Genomic DNA, 15,553 nt, shown 5'->3' with positions numbered 1-15,553 from the left:
CCGTTGCTTTGTTGAAAAAATCAGTGATCGGTGGGCTCAGGTTCCGCGCAAGACCTGCCAGAGTTCCTGGTCGCGCTCGGCGGTCCACACGACCGGGTGCTCGATGCCGCGCAGCTCGTCGTAGGCGCGCGACACGTCGAACGGCAGCACGTGCTGGAACACCGGCCAGCCGCCGAAGCGCGGCGTCATGGCCGCCTCGGCGCGCGCGAAGCAGCCCTTGAGCGTGTCGCCCGCCGCAATGCCTGCACGCACGCTGTCGAGCAGCGTCGAGAGAAAGTCCTTCGTGAGCCCGATCGCTTCGGCGCAGGCCGCTTCGCCCTGCAGCACCGCGCCGCGCCCGGGTACCAGCACGCGCGGTTGCAGCGCGCGCACCGCGTCGAGCGTGCCGGCCCAGTCGCCGATGTAGGCGTCGCCCGCGTACACGCCGCAGTGGTTCTCGACCACGTCGCCCGAGAACAGCACGCCGCAGTCGGGCAGCCAGGCGACGGTGTCGCCGCCCGAGTGGCCGCGACCCAGTGCCATCAACTGCAGTTCGCGGCCGCCGCCGAGCGGCAGCGTCATCTCGCGTTCGAAGACCGTGGTCGGGAAGGTCAGGCCCGGAATCTCTTCCACGCCCGCGAACAGGCGCGGGAAGCGGCCCACCTCCGATTCGAAGTCGGCCTGGCCGCGCGTGCGGATCCAGTCGAGCGTGCCGTTGCTGGCGATGATCTCCTGCACCTCGTCGAAGGCGCTCGCGCCCATCACGCGCACCGCGTGGTAGTGCGTGAGCACGATGGTGCGGATCGGCTTGTCGGTGACGCTGCGGATCGCCGCCAGAAAGTCGCGCGCCATGCGCGGCGTGGGGCGGGTGTCGATCAGCACCACCTGCTCCTCGCCGACGACGAAGCCGCAGTTGGGATCGAAGTCGCTGATGTAGCCGTAGGCGCCCGGGGCGAGTTCCTGCAGCCGGGGCTTCTGCTCCCGGGTGTCGGAGGCGGAAGCGAAAGAGACGGGGGCGGTCATGGAGATGTTGTCGTGGTCGTGGGGATGTCTTCGTCGGCCTCGGCCGCCGCGCGGATGCACGCGAGCAGCACGGCCTGGTCGGCGCACTGGTTGGCCAGCAGCAGCACGAGGCGGGCGTTGAGGTCGGCGCTCTGCGCCTCGGTGCGGCCTTCGTGCGCGGCCAGCAGCGCGGCGTAGAAACCGTCGGGGTCGGGGATGCGGGGCTCGGTGATCATGAGGACGAGGCAGTGAGTGCGAGCGCCGTGCGGACGGCGGCGGCGATCGTGTCGGGGGTGGCTTGCAGCGGCGTCGCAGCGCGGTAGGCATCGGGGCGCACGAGCACGAAGCCGCCCACGTTGGGATCGATGCCGAGGTGGCGCGCGAGCGTCTCGTCGGCTTGCAAGGTCGGCAGGCCGCTGTCGCCGCCCACGGCCAGCAGGCGCAGTGGCAATCCAGCCGTGGCATCGCACGCGGCCTCGCCCTGCGCGCGCGTCGGTGCGAACCACAGGCCCAGGCATTGCGTGCCCTCGGCCAGCAGCTGCATCAGCGTCGTCTCGCGCCCGTCGGCCCAGCGCAGCGGCAGGTTCTGCACTGTGCGCGCGCCTTCGGGCAGCAGCGGCGCGGCGGGGTAGTCGTTGGCGACCGACATGCGGCCCGTGTTGACCAGCGCACGCGCGAAGGTGTGGCGCTTGGCCAGCGCCACCACGGCGCGGCGCAGCGTGTGCTCGGCCGGCGAGCGCGGTGCAAGGAAGCGCGCCGAGCGGCTCGTGACCGTCAGGTTCTCCTGCGCGGCCGGGCGGCGCTCGGCGTCGTAGCTGTCGAGCAGCGCATCGCCGGCTTTCCCCTGCACGACCAGCGCGAGCTTCCAGCCGAGGTTGGCCGCGTCCTGGATGCCGGTGTTGCCGCCGCGCGCGCCGAAGGGGCTCACCACATGCGCGGCGTCGCCGATGAAGCATACGCGGCCGTGGCGGAAGCGCTCCAGCAGGTGGTCGCGGTAGCCGTAGGGGCCGATCCACACGAACTCGAAAGCCACGTCGGGCCCGAGCTGTTCGCGCAATCGCGCGCCGGCCACCTCGGGGCGGCTGATTTCGGCCGGGTCGCAGTCTTCGGGCATCTGGTAGTCGATGCGCCACACGCCGTCGGCCATCAGGTGCTGCCACACGCCGCGGCCTTCGTTGAAGGGCGCGTCGACCCAGGTCCAGCGCTCGGTGGGCAGCGGCTTCTCGAAGCGCACGTCGGAGATGCACCAGCGGTCGGTGCTGCGCGAGGCATGCGATTCGACGCCGAGCTGCGTGCGGATCGGGCTGTTTGCGCCGGTCGCGTCGATCAGGTGGTCGGCCTCGATCGTGTAGCTGCCGGCGGGCGTCTCGATGTCGATGCGCACGCCGTCGGCCAGCGGCTCGACGCGTGTCACGCGGCTCTTCCAGCGCAGGTCGGTCACGCCGAGTTCGAGAATGCGATCGACCAGGAACCACTCGATGTAGAACTGCTGCAGGTTCACGAAAGGCGGCTGCTTCGAGACGCTCGTCGCCTGCAGGTTGAAGTTGTAGACCTCTTCATCGCCCGAGAAGGTGCGACCGAACGACCAGGTGATGCCTTTGGCCGCGATGCGCTCGTAGATGCCCAGGCGCTCGAAGATCTCCAGGCTCTTCTGCGCGTAGCAGATGCCGCGCGACGAGGCGCCGCGCACACCGACGGTGTCGTCTTCGTCGAGCAGCACGGCGCGCACGCCGCGTTGCGCGAGGTCGCAGGCCAGCGTGAGGCCGGAGGGGCCGGCGCCGACGATCACGACCGGGTGGCGCACGACCTGCGCGCTGCCGAGTTCGGGCGGCGGCGTGAAGGGCCAGACCGGCAGTTCGTAGGCCGGCGCGAATGCAAAGCTTTCCATGGTGTCGGGGCTCACAGCGCGTGGGCGAATTCGGCGATGGCGTCCGCCGCTTGCGGGATCAGCTCGGGCTGGCCCGCCAGGTAGTGGTTGCCGCCGACGATGTCGACGTTGCGGATGCGCGTGCCGCCCGCGGCCATCCACGCGTCGCGCGTGCTCGGGAAGGTCGACTGGTCGCCGGTGTAGGTCAGCAGCAGCTTCGGCACGGTGGTGCGCGCGAGGTTGGTGGGCCCGTCGGCCTGCGAGCGCGACGACCACTGCGAGAGGAACGCGGTCAGCGAGGTGGTGCGGCCCATCGCGTTGGCCGAGTAGTTCACCTGCCGCGCGTCGCCCCACACGCTGCCGGGCAGGCGCGCATTCGCATCGAGCGACAGATCGACGCAGCGCGGATCGGCGTGCGTGCGGTAGACGACGAAGGTCTGGTCGCGCGGCGCGCCCGGCGTGCTGCGCAGCAGCGCGAGGCGGTCGAGGCACCACTGTTCGATGCGGTCCATCCGCGCCTTCTGCGCCGCGCTGAAGCGCGCAAGAAAGTCGGCCTCGTAGGGCACGCGGTGGCGCGGGTCGTACATGTCGAGCGCGGGGTCGACCGAGAGCGGGTCGTGCTCGTCGGTGACCGAGGGGTCGATCCAGTCGCGCATCAGCCGCGTGCGGCCCAGGTGCGCGGCGCACAGCGCGAGGCCGTCGATCGGGGGCAGGTCGCTCTGGTGCAAGTGGGTCGGGTCGCCGTCGGGCAGGTGCGTGGCGGTGAGCTGTTCGGCCTGCGCCTGGTAGAAGGCCGAGAGCGCCGCGCCGCCCGAGTTGCCGACCAGGAACACCTTCTCGTAGCCGGCCGCGCGCAGGTACTGCACGCCGGCGCCCAGGTCTTGAATCGCGCGCTCCATCAGCAGCACCGTGTCGTTGCCGACGAAGCGCGAGTTCAGGCCCATGCAGCAGATGCCGCGCTCGGCCAGCGGGCCGATGAGGTAGTGGCCCATGAAGTTGCTGGTCGGGTGCATCACGATGGCCGCGATCTTTTTGGGTCCCGGCGGCGCGCGGAAGGCGCCGTAGATGCGCGGGCGCAGCAGCTGCAGGCCCGACTGGCTGTCCATGGCCGCGCCGGGCTTCACGTCGATGACGGCGAGTTGCAGCTCAGACATGCGAGGCGCCTCCGGCGGCGGCACGCAGCGCGGCCTTGCGTGCGGTCCACGCGTCGAGGTCGGCGTGGGCATGGCGCGCATGCGCGTCCATCTCGGCCTGCGGCACGGTCGGCGTGGTGAGTTCCACGCGGATGCCGTTGGGGTCGAAGAAGTAGATCGACTCGATGATGTGGTGGTCGGTCACGCCCAGCACCTCGATGCCGGCGCCTTCGAGCCGCGCCTTGGCGGCCAGCAGGTCGTCCCCCGAGTCGACGCGCAGCGCGATGTGGTTCACCCACGACGGCGTGTTGGGCGAGGGCAGTGCGGCGGTGTCGTCGCCCAGGTCGAAGAAGGCGATGTACGCGCCGTCGCGCATCTGGAAAAAGATGTGCACGTAGGGGCAGTACTCGCCCGTGCTCGGCACGTGGTCGTTCTTGATGACGTGGGCCAGCGGCAGGCCCAGCAGGTCTTCGTAGAAGTGGCGGGTTTCCTCGCTGTCGCGGCAGCGCCAGGCGAAATGGTGCAGCCCGCGAATGGGGGGCGCGGACGTGGGGGCGGTCGTCGTCGGCATGCGTGTCTCCGTTGAGGCCGCGATTGGGCAATGCCGCGTCTTATGATGCAATCGAAATTAATTCATCGATTGATGAAATAAACATATATATGAACCTCACCCTGCGCCAGCTGCGCGCCTTCGCCGCCGTGGCCGAAACCGGCAGCTTCACCACCGCGGCCGGGCAGCTGCACCTCACGCAGTCGGCGCTCAGCGTGCTGGTGCGCGAGCTCGAGCGCGAGATGGGCGTGCAGCTGCTCGACCGCAACACGCGGCGCGTGCAGCTGTCGGAGGCGGGGCGCGAGTTCCTGCCGTCGGTGCACCGCCTGCTCGGCGACCTGACCAGCGCGGTAGCCGGCGTGACCGATCTGCGTGACAAGAAGAAAGGGCTGTTGCGGCTTGCAGCGCCGCAGCTCATGGCCTGCACCTTGATGCCGCGCGTGATCGCCGCCTACCGCGAGGCGTACCCCGACGTGGACGTGCGCCTGGCCGACACGCTGCCCGAGCACCTGCTGCTGGGCGTGGCGGCGGGCGACGTCGAACTGGCCGTGGGCCAGGACGTGGCAGTGGACGCCGCCGCCATCGAACGCCGCACACTGTTCCGCGACCGCCACTGGCTGATCTGCCCGCCCGGCCACGCCTTTGCCAAGCGCCGCAAGGTGCGCTGGCACGAGCTGGCGCCCTACACCTTCATTGCGCCCACGCGCGACTTTCGCCAGCGCGTGCTGCCCGAGCTGGGGCCCGAGGAGCGCGCCTACATGCTGCGGCCCGGCACGCAGGAGGTGTCGTACATGACCACCGCGCTCGGCATGGTGGCCTCGGGGCTGGGGCTGACCGTGTGCCCGACCTATTCGGCGTCGCTGGTGCGGGCGCACGGGCTGCAGATGGTGCGGCTCGAATCGCCCGACTTCCACCGCGAGGTCTGCGTGTACAGCGCGGCGCGGCGGTCACTGTCGCCCGCGGCGGCGAGCTTCGTCGGCATCCTCGCGCAGTTTGCGACCGCGCAGCCGAAAGCCTGAAAACCATCAGTGCGCCGCAACAGGCGCGCAGGTCGCCGGAGGGTGAAAACTACAATGCACGCAGTCCTGCCTTTCCGTCTTTCACCATCCTCAGACCCATGAACGTCATTCGATTCACCGACCTCTGTGCGCAAGGCAAAGCCGCCGGCCAGCGCGTCTTCATCCGTGCCGACCTCAACGTGCCGCAAGACGACGCCGGTCGCATCACCGAAGACACGCGCATCCGCGCCTCGGTGCCCTGCATCCAGCTGGCGCTCGACGCCGGCGCGGCCGTGATGGTCACCTCGCACCTGGGCCGCCCGACCGAAGGCGAGTTCAAGCCCGAAGACTCGCTGGCCCCCGTCGCCAAGCGCCTGGGCGAGCTGCTCGGCCGCGAGGTGCCGCTGGTCGCCAACTGGGTCGACGGCGTCGACGTGAAGCCCGGCCAGGTCGTGCTGCTCGAGAACTGCCGCGTCAACAAGGGCGAGAAGAAGAACGACGAAGCGCTGGCCCGCAAGCTGGCCGCGCTGACCGACATCTACGTGAACGATGCCTTCGGCACCGCCCACCGCGCCGAAGCCACCACCTACGGCATCGCCCAGTTCGCCAAGATTGCCGCGGCCGGCCCGCTGCTGGCGGCCGAAATGGACGCCATCTCCAAGGCGCTGGCCCAGCCCAAGCGCCCGCTGGTCGCCATCGTGGCGGGCTCGAAGGTCAGCACCAAGCTGACCATTCTCAAGAGCCTGTCGGCCAATGTCGACCAGCTGATCGTCGGCGGCGGCATCGCCAACACCTTCATGCTGGCCGCGGGCCTGAAGATCGGCAAGTCGCTGGCCGAGCCCGACCTGCTCGACCAGGCCAAGGCCGTGATCGACGCCATGCGCGCGCGTGGCGCCGATGTGCCGATTCCGGTCGATGTGGTCACGGCCAAGACCTTCGCGGCCGACGCGCCCGCCACCGTCAAGGCCGCCACCGACGTGGCCGACGACGACCTGATCCTGGACATCGGCCCCAAGACATCGGCCATCTTGGCCGCGCAACTGCGCGAAGCCGGCACCATCGTGTGGAACGGCCCGGTCGGCGTGTTCGAGTTCGACGCCTTCGCGGGCGGCACCAAGGCCATCGCGCAAGCCATTGCCGAGAGCAGCGCCTTCTCGATCGCCGGCGGTGGCGACACCCTGGCGGCCATCGCCAAGTACGGCATCGAAAAGCAGGTCGGCTACATCTCGACCGGCGGCGGCGCCTTTCTCGAGGTGCTGGAGGGCAAGACCCTGCCGGCCTTCGAGATCCTGGCCAAGCGCGCGGCCGGCTGATGTCGGCGGCGGTCCGGCGACGGAGGGGAAATCCCTCGGGGCGACTGACTTCCGTTCGACACACAAAGTGTATACAGTAGCGAATACAAAACGGAGACACCCTTCATGAGCACGGACCGCATTCCCCGCCACGCCACCAAGATCGTCGCCACCCTCGGCCCGGCGTCCAACACGCCCGAACTGCTGGAGCAGATGATCCTGGCCAAGGTCAGCGTGGTGCGGCTGAACTTCAGCCACGGCACCGCGCAGGACCACATCAACCGCGCTGCCATGGTGCGCGAAGCGGCCCGCAAGGTGGGCCGCGAGGTGGCCATCATGGCCGACCTGCAGGGCCCGAAGATCCGCGTCGGCAAGTTCGCCCAAGGCAAGATCTGGCTCGAACCCGGCGCCAAGTTCGTGCTCGACGCCTCGCGCACCGAGCCCGGCGACATCGATGCCGTCGGCCTCGACTACAAGGACCTGCCGCGCGACGTGAAGCCCGGCGACAAGCTGCTGCTGAACGACGGCCTGATCGTGCTCACGGTCGATGGCGTCAAGGGCGACGCGGTGTACACCACCGTCAAGCTCGGCGGCGAGCTGTCGAACAACAAGGGCATCAACAAGCAGGGCGGCGGCCTCACGGCGCCCGCGCTGACGGCCAAGGACATGGAAGACATCAAGACCGCGATGAGCTTCCAGGCCGACTACGTGGCCGTGAGCTTCCCCAAGAACGCCACCGACATGGAAATGGCACGCCAGCTGTGCAACGTCGCGGCGGCCGAGTACGGCCACAAGCCCGGCATGATCGCCAAGATCGAGCGCGCCGAAGCCATTCCGAAGCTCGAAGAAATCCTGCGCGCCAGCGACGGCATCATGGTCGCCCGCGGCGACCTGGCTGTGGAAGTCGGCAACGCCGCCGTGCCGGCGCTGCAGAAAAAGATGATCCGCATGGCGCGCGACATGGACAAGGTGGTCATCACCGCGACCCAGATGATGGAGTCGATGATCACCAACCCCGTGCCCACGCGCGCCGAGGTGAGCGACGTGGCCAACGCCGTGCTCGACGGCACCGACGCCGTGATGCTCTCGGCCGAAACCGCCTCGGGCCGCTACCCGCTCGAGACCGTGCAGGAAATGAGCCGCATCTGCGAAGCCGCCGAAGGCGCCGAAGACCAGACGCTCGACGCCGACTTCAGCGGCAAGACCTACAGCCGCATCGACCAGTCGATCGCCATGGGCGCGCTGTTCACGGCGCACCACCTGGGCGCCAAGGCCATCGTGGCGCTGACCGAGTCGGGCTCGACCATCCTGTGGATGAGCCGCCACCGCGCGCACATTCCCATGTATGCGCTGACCTCGCGCCTGGCCACGCAGCGCAAGCTGGCGCTGTACCGCAACGTGCGCCCGCTGCTCATGGATTCGCAGACCGACCGCGACACCGCGCTCGAACAGGCCGAAGCCCATCTGAAGAAGCGCGGCATCGTGCAAACCGGCGACGTGTACGCCATCACCTGCGGCGAGCCGATGGGTGCGCCCGGTGGCACCAACATGCTGAAGATCTGCAGAGCGAGCTGAGTTCGTTCATTCGCATGACCCGTCCTGCGATAGGTTGACACCTACGAGGGACACATAGCCGGCGTGCTGAAGCCGGCAATAGACGCCCGATGAACCTCATCGGGCGTTTTCAATTCTAGGGACAGGTGCGGTCTCTCCTGGTTGTAGATCTGCACCGACTGGCGAACCATCCGGGCGGCCTGCGCCAGGTCGGCGGGCCGATGCAGCAGGAACTCCATCTTCAGGATTCCGTTGACGCGCTCGGCCAGCGCGTTTTGATAGCAGTCGTAGCCGTCGGTCATCGAGCAGGCGATGCCGTAGCGCCGGTGGATCTCCTGATAGTCGTTCGAGCAGTACTGGATGCCTCTGTCGGAGTGATGCACCAGCATCTGGCGGGTCTGCCGGCCCTTGAGCGCCTCTTTCAGCGCCCGGCTGACCTGCTGGGTGTGCAGGCTGTCGTGCACGTGATGGCCCACGATCTTGCGTGACCACGCGTCCGTCACCAGGCTGAGATAGACGAAGCCCTTGTCAGTGGGCAGATACGTGATGTCTGCCACCCACACCTGCTCGCTGGCTGTTGCTCGCACCTGATCCGGCCCCTCCTTGAGCAGGTTGGGATGGCGTCGGAAGCGGTGATGGCTGTCGGTGGTCTTGTGGTACGCCCGCCGGGGCGCCACCAGCATGCGAGCCTCGCGCAGCACGTCCAGCAGCGCATCGCGCCCCAGGCACGCACCGGCCTGCTGCAGCGGCTGCTTGAGCAGATGGTGCAGCTTGCGCGCGCCCAGCCGGGGCTGGCGCAGGCGCACCTCCCGAACGAGCTCGATCACGGTGTCGGCGCGCGCACAGCGCTGCTGCTGATGCTGTAACTGCTGGTAGTAGGCCTGGCGGCTGACGCCCCAATGGCGGCAAGCCCTCGCCACGCTCAGCCCCGGGAGGAGCTCTTGCGTGAGGACTTGCCCGAAGGCTTTTTTACGATGCGCACCCCGTAGTCCTTCTTCAGGACGTTGATCACCGCTTCGAACAGCTGAGCCTTCTCATTGGCATCGCGAAGCTGGACTTCGAGGGCCTTGATCTTTTGCTCGGGGGTCAGCGGTGCGGGTGCAAGGGAGGATTTCTTGGTCGGTACTGGCATGGGCAGCCGACATGATGCCGAACCCCAGCTCTGGCGGCCATGCTTGCGCAACCACACCAGCACGGTCGAGCGACCCTGGATGCCGTAGCGCTGCTGGGCCTGCTTGTACGTGAGATCGCCCTTTTCTACCTGGTCCACCACCGACAGCTTAAAAGCCAGCGTGTAGTCCCGCTGGGTACGTTTGACGCCTGATTCCATTGACTTGCCTTTTCTTGAGGGAAAAGGTGTCAACCCAGATCAGGACGGGTCAGCAGCAAAGCAAAGGCCGGCACATGCCGGCCTTTTTCGTTGCGCGGCCCTGTGCGGGTTCAGCCGTTGCGGAACAGGAAGCTGTAGGCGTTCAGCGCCGGCACGCCGCCCAAGTGTGCATATAGCACCTTCGAGCCCGCCGGAAACTCCCCGAGCCGCACCTTCTCGATCATCCCGTGCATCGACTTGCCCTCGTACACCGGGTCGGTCAGCATGCCCTCGAAGCGCGCGCTCAAGCGGATCGCCTCCAGCGTGCCTTCGTTCGGCAGCCCGTACTCGGGCCCGCCGAAGCGGCGGTCGAGCACCACGTCGTTCTCGGTGATGTCGCGGCCCAGCTCGACCAGCTCGGCCGTGTTCCTGGCGATACGCAGGATCTGGTCATAGGTCTGCTGCGGCTTGGCCGAGGCGTCGATGCCGATCACGCGGTCGGCGCGGCCGTCGGCTGCGAAGCCCACCACCATGCCGGCCTGCGTGCTGCCCGTCACCGAGCAGACCACGATGTAGTCGAACTTGAAGCCGAGTTCGGCTTCCTGCTGGCGCACTTCCTCGGCAAAGCCCACGAAGCCCAGGCCGCCGCGCGGGTGCTCGGAACAGCCGGCCGGAATCGGGAAGGGCTTGCCGCCGGCCGCGCGCACGTCGGCCATGGCCTGTTCCCAACTCTGGCGGATGCCGATGTCGAAGCCGGCCGCGTCCAGTCGCACGTCGGCGCCGAGGATGCGCGACATCTCGATGTTGCCGACCCGGTCGTACACCGCGTCGGAGTAGTTGACCCAGTTCTCCTGCACCAGCACGCACTTCAGGCCCAGGTGCGCGGCCACCGCGGCCACCTGCCGCGTCTGGTTCGACTGGATGCCGCCGATCGACACCAGCGTGTCGTAGCCGCCTTCGAGCGCCTCGGGAATCAGGTACTCCAGCTTGCGCGTCTTGTTGCCGCCGAAGGCCAGGCCGCTGTTGCAGTCCTCGCGCTTGGCGTAGAGATCGACCTTGCCGCCGAGGTGGGCGCTCAGGCGCTTCAGCGGCTGGATCGGCGAGGGGCCGAAGGTCAGGACGTGGCGGGGGAATTTCTTCAGGTTCATCGACGCAGCTCCGAGAGGTGGGGTGAAGCTGTCGATCGTAGGAAGAAGGGTTTGCAATGTGCTTGCGAAGTTCGCTGGATTCACGGCTCAAAAAAAGGCAGGATGCCTGAGTCAACAGTTTTTCATCCGAAAAGAAAGCCATGAGCACAACAAAGTTGCGTGCCCCGACCGAGCTCGATCGCACCGACCGCGCGATCCTGCGCGCCCTGCAGCGCGACGCCTCGGTGTCGAACGTGGCGCTGGCCGCCAAGGTGAACCTCAGCGCGCCGGCCTGCCTGCGCCGGGTCGAGCGGCTCAAGGCCGGCGGGCTCATCAAGGGCGTGGTCGCCCTGCTCGACCCCGACGCGCTCGAGGTCGGCATGCTCGTGATGATCGGCGTGGTGCTCGACCGCTCCACGCCCGACTCCTTCGCCGATTTCGAGAAGGCGGCGCAGAAGGTGTCGGGCTGCCTCGAATGCCACGTCGTCACGGGCGAGTTCGACTACTTCATGCTCGTGCGCACCCGCGACAACGACAGCTTCAACCGCCTGCACGCCGAGCAGCTGCTGTATCTGCCGGGCGTGCGGCAGATCCGGACTTTCGTGGTGCTCAAGCAGGTGCTGTCGACCACGCAGTTGCCGATCTGAAAAAGTTGAAAAAGAGCTGCGCGCCAGTACCCGTGACGCCTGGGGTGGCGTCGGCGCTGTCCCACAAGGGGGCTCGGTAGAATCGGGGTAGTTTTCTCCCGACTTTCCGCCTTCTCTTTTTTCCCGTTTTTTCTATTCCCACGAGGTATTTCCCATGGCACTCGTCTCGATGCGCGAACTGCTGGACCACGCCGCCGCCAACGGCTACGGCATTCCGGCCTTCAACGTCAACAACCTGGAACAGGTCCAGGCCGTCATGGAGGCCGCCAAGGAAACCGGCGCGCCCGTCATCCTGCAAGCCAGCGCCGGCGCCCGCAAGTACGCGGGTGAAGCCTTCATCAAGCACCTGATCCAGGCCGCCATCGAGCAGTACCCGAACATCCCGCTGGTGATGCACCAGGATCACGGCCAGAGCCCCGACGTCTGCAAGGGCGCCATCGAACTGGGCTTCAGCTCGGTCATGATGGACGGTTCGCTCGAAGCCGACGGCAAGACCATCGCCAGCTACGACTACAACGTGGACGTCACCAAGAAGGTGTCGGACATGGCCCACCGCCTGGGCGTGACCGTCGAAGGCGAGCTCGGCTGCCTCGGTTCGCTCGAAACCATGAAGGGCGACAAGGAAGACGGCCACGGCACCGACGACACCATGACGCGCGAGCAGCTGCTGACCGACCCCGAGCAGGCCGCCGACTTCGTCAAGCGCACCCAGATCGACGCGCTGGCCATTGCCATCGGCACCAGCCACGGCGCCTACAAGTTCACGCGCGAGCCCACCGGCGACATCCTGGCGATCGACCGCATCAAGGAAATCCACCGCCGCATTCCCAACACCCACCTGGTGATGCACGGCTCGTCGAGCGTGCCGCAAGAGCTGCTGGCCATCATTCGCCAGTACGGCGGCAACATGAAGGAAACCTATGGCGTGCCCGTCAAGGAAATCCAGGAAGCCATCAAGCACGGCGTGCGCAAGATCAACATCGACACCGACATCCGCCTGGCGATGACCGGCGCTGTGCGCAAGTTCCTGGCCGAGAACCCCGAGAAGTTCGACGCCCGCGAATGGCTCAAGCCCGCGCGCGAAGCCGCCAAGCTGATCTGCAAGCAGCGCTACATCGAGTTCGGCTGCGAAGGCCAGGGCGCCAAGATCAAGGGCGACACGCTGCAGGTCGTCGCTGCCAAGTACGCCAAGGGCGACCTGGCGCAGCAAGTCATCTAACGAAGACAGACTGCGCGCCGCAGGCCACCGCTCGCGGTGGCTTTTTTCTGCGCGCACAATCCGCTTTTCCCGTCACCGTTTCCCAGCCGAGCATCGTCCATGACCACCGTTCACACCTCCTCCATCCAGAGCCTGCCCCTGCTTGCGCGCGGCAAGGTGCGCGACAACTACGCCGTCGGCGAAGACCGCATCCTGATGGTCGCGAGCGACCGGCTCAGCGCCTTCGACGTGATCATGGGCGAGCCCATCCCCGGCAAGGGCGAGATCCTCACGAAGATGGCGCTGTGGTGGTTCGACCGCCTGGGCGCGTTGTGCCCCAACCACCTGACGGGCGAAGCGCCCGAGAGCGTGGTGCAGCCCGACGAGGTGGCGCAGGTCACGGGCCGCTCGATGCTGGTCAAGCGCCTGCGTCCGATCCCGGTCGAGGCCGTGGTGCGCGGCTACCTGGCCGGCAGCGGCTGGAAGGAATACCAGGACAACCGCGCGGTCTGCGGCGTGCCGCTGCCCGAGGGCCTGACCAACGCGAGCAAGCTGCCGCGCCCGATCTTCACGCCCGCCGCCAAGGCCGCGGCCGGCGAGCACGACGAGAACATCAGCTACGAGCGCGTGGTCGAGATCGTCGGCCCCAAGCTGGCCCAGCAGATCCGTGAGATCAGCATCGCCATCTACGAGGCCGCAGCCCAGATCGCGCTCACCAAGGGCATGATCATTGCCGACACCAAGTTCGAGTTCGGCCTGGACGAGAACGACACGCTGGTGCTCATGGACGAAGTGCTCACGCCCGACAGCTCGCGCTACTGGCCGGTCGAGGGCTACGAGGCCGCGCTGGCCGCCGGCACCAACCCGCCGAGCTACGACAAGCAGTTCGTGCGCGACTGGCTCGAAGCCACCAAGATCAACGGCAAGCCCTGGGACAAGACGCCCCCGGCGCCGCGCCTGCCGGCCGAAGTCATCGAGAAGACGGCCGCCAAGTACCGTGAGGCACTGGACCGCCTCACCAACGGCTGATCGATCTGTTTTTTCGTTAACGGTTACCGCTGCTGAGCAGCGCGACCGTGCGGCCGCCCGCATCGAGCAGCGCGAGCCGCCCCGGCGCCAGCCGGTAGCTGGCCGTGCTCTGCAGCGCCGACAGGAACTGCGCCTCGTTGGCGCCGCGCACCGGGTCGGCGCAGGCCATGCGCGTCGCGGCCATCTGGCCGAGCTTGAGCGACACGCCCGCGCGCGTGAACGACCCCGTGACGCGGTTGCAGCCGCCCGACCCACTGACGCGTCCGCTGTTGCGGTCGAACTGCAGCTGGGCATCGCCGCCCGGCGCGATGGGCTCGTCGCCCAGTTGCACCAGGCGCCACACCGGCCCTTCGATCGGCTCGTCGAGGCTGATGCCGCTGCCGCAACCGGTCAGGGCGGTCAGCAGCAGCGCGGCCGAGGCAACGGCGGGGAGCGCGGTACGGCGGGCGAAGGAACGCATGGCCAATTTTCCTTTTCAATCTGCAACAAGTTAAAACCGGCGCCATCGTATGCGACGCCGTGACCGGTGCGAAGACAGGCCCGTTGGCGCGTCCGGGCTTCTTCTTCAGGCGGCCAACGCCGCGAGGGCCACGCCACCCGCGAGACGCGCCTCGACGCAGCGGCGCACGCTGGCGGGCGTGCCGTCCTGCGCCAGCAGCGCGGGCCACTCGGCCTGGGCCTGGCGCACGGTGTCGCGCGCGATGGCCATCAAACGCGCCGGCCGCAGCAGCCCGGCCGCGCGCAGCAGCGCCTCCAGCGCCGGCCCATCGAAGGCGCGCAGCGTGGTGTCGATGGCGCGGTTGACGCCGTAGTCGCGCGCCGGCACGTCCTCGAAGAAGGCGGCCACGCAGACCGGGTCGTACAGCGGCGCGAGCACCGGCGCCACGCCGTCGGGGTAGCGCAGCGCCCAGTTCTTCAGGTGCGCGTCGCTGTTGCCCAGCAGGATGAAGGCGACGAGGCGGCGCACGCACTCGCGCACGTCGGCCACCGGGTTCGGCGACAGGCGGTCGAGCACGCGCAGCATGGCGGGCCAGTCGGTGGCCAGCCCGCGGCCGTACTTCTGGCGCGGCTCGTACTGCAGCACCTGCGCAAACTCTTCCATGTGGATGCGCCCGCCCTCGGGCGTGCGGTCGAAGCGGCGCACCGCAAGAATCTGCTCGAAGGGCACCTGCTCGGGCAGGTCGGCGTCGGCGCGGTCGATCACGTGGGCCTGCGCGCAGTCGAGGCCGAGCGCGCCGCACAGGCGGTAGCCGGTGTATTCGTTGGCGACCAGGTCGGGGTGGCGCGTGCTCGGCAGCTTGAGGATGAACGAGCCCGCCGCGCCGTGGCGCTTGACCACGTAGCGCCGCCCGTCCTGCACCGCCGAGAACTTGGTCACCACGCCGGGGATGGCGGCGGCGTCTTCCACCGGCATCTCGACAAAGCCGGGTTCGAGCACGTCGAGCCCCAGCGCCGTGTGCCAGTGGCGCACGGTGTCCGGAATGCCTTCGGACGTGGGCACCGGCTCGACCTCGAGCGCGCCCATCAGGTCGTGGCCGGCGGCGGCCAGCAGCTCAAACTCGTCGTCGGCCGCGCAACCGCGCTGCTGCGCCAGGCGCTCGCGGTTGTGGCCCTCGGGCAGCAGGTTCTGGAAGTAGCTGGGCCAGCGGCCGTCGCTGCGCGACACGCGGGTGTCGCGCGCCGACGCGAGGATGGCGCGCGTGGCGGCCTCATCCGCGCCGCGGTAGGCCAGCGACAACGTGGGGCGGCCCGGGTCGGCGATGTAGGCCTCGTCGAAAGACACACGCAGGATGTCGCCGTACTGCGAGAGGTAACCGATGGCGCGCCGCCCGCCACCGGGCAGGTGCAGGTGCATCCGCAGGTAGCGG

General features: G+C 68.2%; 15 protein-coding genes. 6 read left to right on the top strand and 9 right to left on the bottom strand.

Features of this window, described 5'->3' with window-relative positions:
* Window positions 1-36: 36 nt before the first annotated feature.
* From IG196_RS29690 to IG196_RS29670, 5 genes are read right to left on the bottom strand one after another with little or no spacing between them, the layout of a single operon-like run.
* On the bottom strand, window positions 37-1,002 hold the full coding sequence (locus IG196_RS29690) for an MBL fold metallo-hydrolase (protein WP_101490878.1): 966 nt from the start codon (window positions 1,000-1,002) through the stop codon (window positions 37-39).
* Window positions 999-1,217 carry a DUF2783 domain-containing protein gene (locus tag IG196_RS29685; protein ID WP_192194103.1) on the bottom strand — a complete coding sequence of 73 codons (219 nt, stop codon included), beginning with the start codon at window positions 1,215-1,217 and terminating at the stop codon, window positions 999-1,001. Before IG196_RS29685 ends, IG196_RS29690 begins: the two co-directional genes overlap by 4 nt.
* A complete protein-coding gene (locus tag IG196_RS29680; protein ID WP_192194102.1) occupies window positions 1,214-2,869 on the bottom strand; it encodes an FAD-dependent oxidoreductase in 1,656 nt (551 codons plus the stop codon). The genes IG196_RS29685 and IG196_RS29680 overlap by 4 nt, the downstream gene beginning before the upstream one ends.
* 11 nt (window positions 2,870-2,880) lie before the next feature.
* Window positions 2,881-4,002 (bottom strand): alpha/beta hydrolase family protein, encoded by a 1,122-nt coding sequence (locus tag IG196_RS29675; protein ID WP_192194101.1) that lies wholly within the window; start codon window positions 4,000-4,002, stop codon window positions 2,881-2,883.
* On the bottom strand, window positions 3,995-4,552 hold the full coding sequence (locus tag IG196_RS29670; RefSeq protein WP_192194100.1) for a VOC family protein: 558 nt from the start codon (window positions 4,550-4,552) through the stop codon (window positions 3,995-3,997). The genes IG196_RS29675 and IG196_RS29670 overlap by 8 nt, the downstream gene beginning before the upstream one ends.
* An 89-nt stretch (window positions 4,553-4,641) precedes the next feature.
* Here IG196_RS29670 and IG196_RS29665 point away from each other — a divergent pair, with 89 nt between their 5' ends.
* The 3 genes from IG196_RS29665 (at window position 4,642) to pyk (ending at window position 8,396) form a co-directional block, all read left to right on the top strand.
* Window positions 4,642-5,550 (top strand): LysR family transcriptional regulator, encoded by a 909-nt coding sequence (locus IG196_RS29665; RefSeq protein ID WP_192194099.1) that lies wholly within the window; start codon window positions 4,642-4,644, stop codon window positions 5,548-5,550.
* Window positions 5,551-5,648: 98 nt separating this feature from the next.
* The gene (locus tag IG196_RS29660; protein ID WP_192194098.1) at window positions 5,649-6,842 is read left to right on the top strand and encodes a phosphoglycerate kinase; all 1,194 of its coding nucleotides are present in this window, start codon (window positions 5,649-5,651) and stop codon (window positions 6,840-6,842) included.
* 105 nt (window positions 6,843-6,947) lie between these two features.
* On the top strand, window positions 6,948-8,396 hold the full coding sequence (pyk, locus tag IG196_RS29655; protein ID WP_101490885.1) for a pyruvate kinase: 1,449 nt from the start codon (window positions 6,948-6,950) through the stop codon (window positions 8,394-8,396).
* 41 nt (window positions 8,397-8,437) lie between these two features.
* On the opposite strand, the gene IG196_RS29650 is transcribed toward pyk, so the two are convergent.
* Both IG196_RS29650 and IG196_RS29645 read right to left on the bottom strand, forming a co-directional pair.
* Window positions 8,438-9,705, bottom strand: a protein-coding gene (locus IG196_RS29650; RefSeq protein WP_225616848.1) for an IS3 family transposase whose coding sequence is annotated in 2 segments (ribosomal slippage) — window positions 8,438-9,346 and window positions 9,349-9,705 — 1,266 coding nt in all. Because the reading frame shifts where the segments join, the coding sequence is not laid out codon by codon here.
* A 110-nt stretch (window positions 9,706-9,815) separates the two neighbouring features.
* A complete protein-coding gene (locus IG196_RS29645) occupies window positions 9,816-10,832 on the bottom strand; it encodes a 1-aminocyclopropane-1-carboxylate deaminase (RefSeq protein WP_192194097.1) in 1,017 nt (338 codons plus the stop codon).
* Window positions 10,833-10,972: 140 nt separating this feature from the next.
* On the opposite strand from IG196_RS29645, the gene IG196_RS29640 reads away from it, so the two are divergent.
* The 3 genes from IG196_RS29640 to IG196_RS29630 all read left to right on the top strand — a co-directional run bounded on the left by IG196_RS29640 (window position 10,973) and on the right by IG196_RS29630 (window position 13,685).
* On the top strand, window positions 10,973-11,458 hold the full coding sequence (locus tag IG196_RS29640; RefSeq protein WP_099793957.1) for an Lrp/AsnC family transcriptional regulator: 486 nt from the start codon (window positions 10,973-10,975) through the stop codon (window positions 11,456-11,458).
* A gap of 154 nt (window positions 11,459-11,612) precedes the next feature.
* Window positions 11,613-12,677 (top strand): class II fructose-bisphosphate aldolase, encoded by a 1,065-nt coding sequence (gene fba / locus IG196_RS29635; RefSeq protein ID WP_101490888.1) that lies wholly within the window; start codon window positions 11,613-11,615, stop codon window positions 12,675-12,677.
* 99 nt (window positions 12,678-12,776) lie between these two features.
* Complete coding sequence (locus IG196_RS29630) at window positions 12,777-13,685, top strand: phosphoribosylaminoimidazolesuccinocarboxamide synthase (protein WP_192194096.1); 909 nt, start codon at window positions 12,777-12,779, stop codon at window positions 13,683-13,685.
* A 16-nt stretch (window positions 13,686-13,701) separates the two neighbouring features.
* Here the strand turns inward: IG196_RS29630 and IG196_RS29625 are convergent, their stop codons facing one another.
* Entirely contained in the window at window positions 13,702-14,145 is a 444-nt protein-coding gene (locus IG196_RS29625; protein WP_192194095.1) for an META domain-containing protein, read from the bottom strand.
* Between the two features lie 105 nt (window positions 14,146-14,250).
* Window positions 14,251-15,540: a type II toxin-antitoxin system HipA family toxin gene (locus tag IG196_RS29620; protein WP_192197193.1), complete on the bottom strand. Its 1,290-nt coding sequence runs from the start codon at window positions 15,538-15,540 to the stop codon at window positions 14,251-14,253.
* Between the last annotated feature and the right edge of the window lie 13 nt (window positions 15,541-15,553).

The sequence above is a fragment of the Variovorax sp. 38R genome (genome assembly GCF_014843395.1).
GTDB classification, from domain to species: Bacteria; Pseudomonadota; Gammaproteobacteria; order Burkholderiales; family Burkholderiaceae_C; genus Variovorax; species Variovorax paradoxus_H.
The sequence above is the reverse complement of the archived record's forward strand: the minus strand, read 5'-3'. Positions and strand labels throughout refer to the sequence as shown.

Bases quoted from the DNA above. Each gene is read 5' to 3' on its own strand.
- IG196_RS29690 (WP_101490878.1), bottom strand. From the start codon at position 1,002: ATGACCGCCCCCGTCTCTTTCGCTTCCGCCTCCGACACCCGGGAGCAG.
- IG196_RS29685 (WP_192194103.1), bottom strand. From the start codon at position 1,217: ATGATCACCGAGCCCCGCATCCCCGACCCCGACGGTTTCTACGCCGCG.
- IG196_RS29680 (WP_192194102.1), bottom strand. From the start codon at position 2,869: ATGGAAAGCTTTGCATTCGCGCCGGCCTACGAACTGCCGGTCTGGCCC.
- IG196_RS29675 (WP_192194101.1), bottom strand. From the start codon at position 4,002: ATGTCTGAGCTGCAACTCGCCGTCATCGACGTGAAGCCCGGCGCGGCC.
- IG196_RS29670 (WP_192194100.1), bottom strand. From the start codon at position 4,552: ATGCCGACGACGACCGCCCCCACGTCCGCGCCCCCCATTCGCGGGCTG.
- IG196_RS29665 (WP_192194099.1), top strand. From the start codon at position 4,642: ATGAACCTCACCCTGCGCCAGCTGCGCGCCTTCGCCGCCGTGGCCGAA.
- IG196_RS29660 (WP_192194098.1), top strand. From the start codon at position 5,649: ATGAACGTCATTCGATTCACCGACCTCTGTGCGCAAGGCAAAGCCGCC.
- pyk (WP_101490885.1), top strand. From the start codon at position 6,948: ATGAGCACGGACCGCATTCCCCGCCACGCCACCAAGATCGTCGCCACC.
- IG196_RS29645 (WP_192194097.1), bottom strand. From the start codon at position 10,832: ATGAACCTGAAGAAATTCCCCCGCCACGTCCTGACCTTCGGCCCCTCG.
- IG196_RS29640 (WP_099793957.1), top strand. From the start codon at position 10,973: ATGAGCACAACAAAGTTGCGTGCCCCGACCGAGCTCGATCGCACCGAC.
- fba (WP_101490888.1), top strand. From the start codon at position 11,613: ATGGCACTCGTCTCGATGCGCGAACTGCTGGACCACGCCGCCGCCAAC.
- IG196_RS29630 (WP_192194096.1), top strand. From the start codon at position 12,777: ATGACCACCGTTCACACCTCCTCCATCCAGAGCCTGCCCCTGCTTGCG.
- IG196_RS29625 (WP_192194095.1), bottom strand. From the start codon at position 14,145: ATGCGTTCCTTCGCCCGCCGTACCGCGCTCCCCGCCGTTGCCTCGGCC.
- IG196_RS29620 (WP_192197193.1), bottom strand. From the start codon at position 15,540: ATGCACCTGCACCTGCCCGGTGGCGGGCGGCGCGCCATCGGTTACCTC.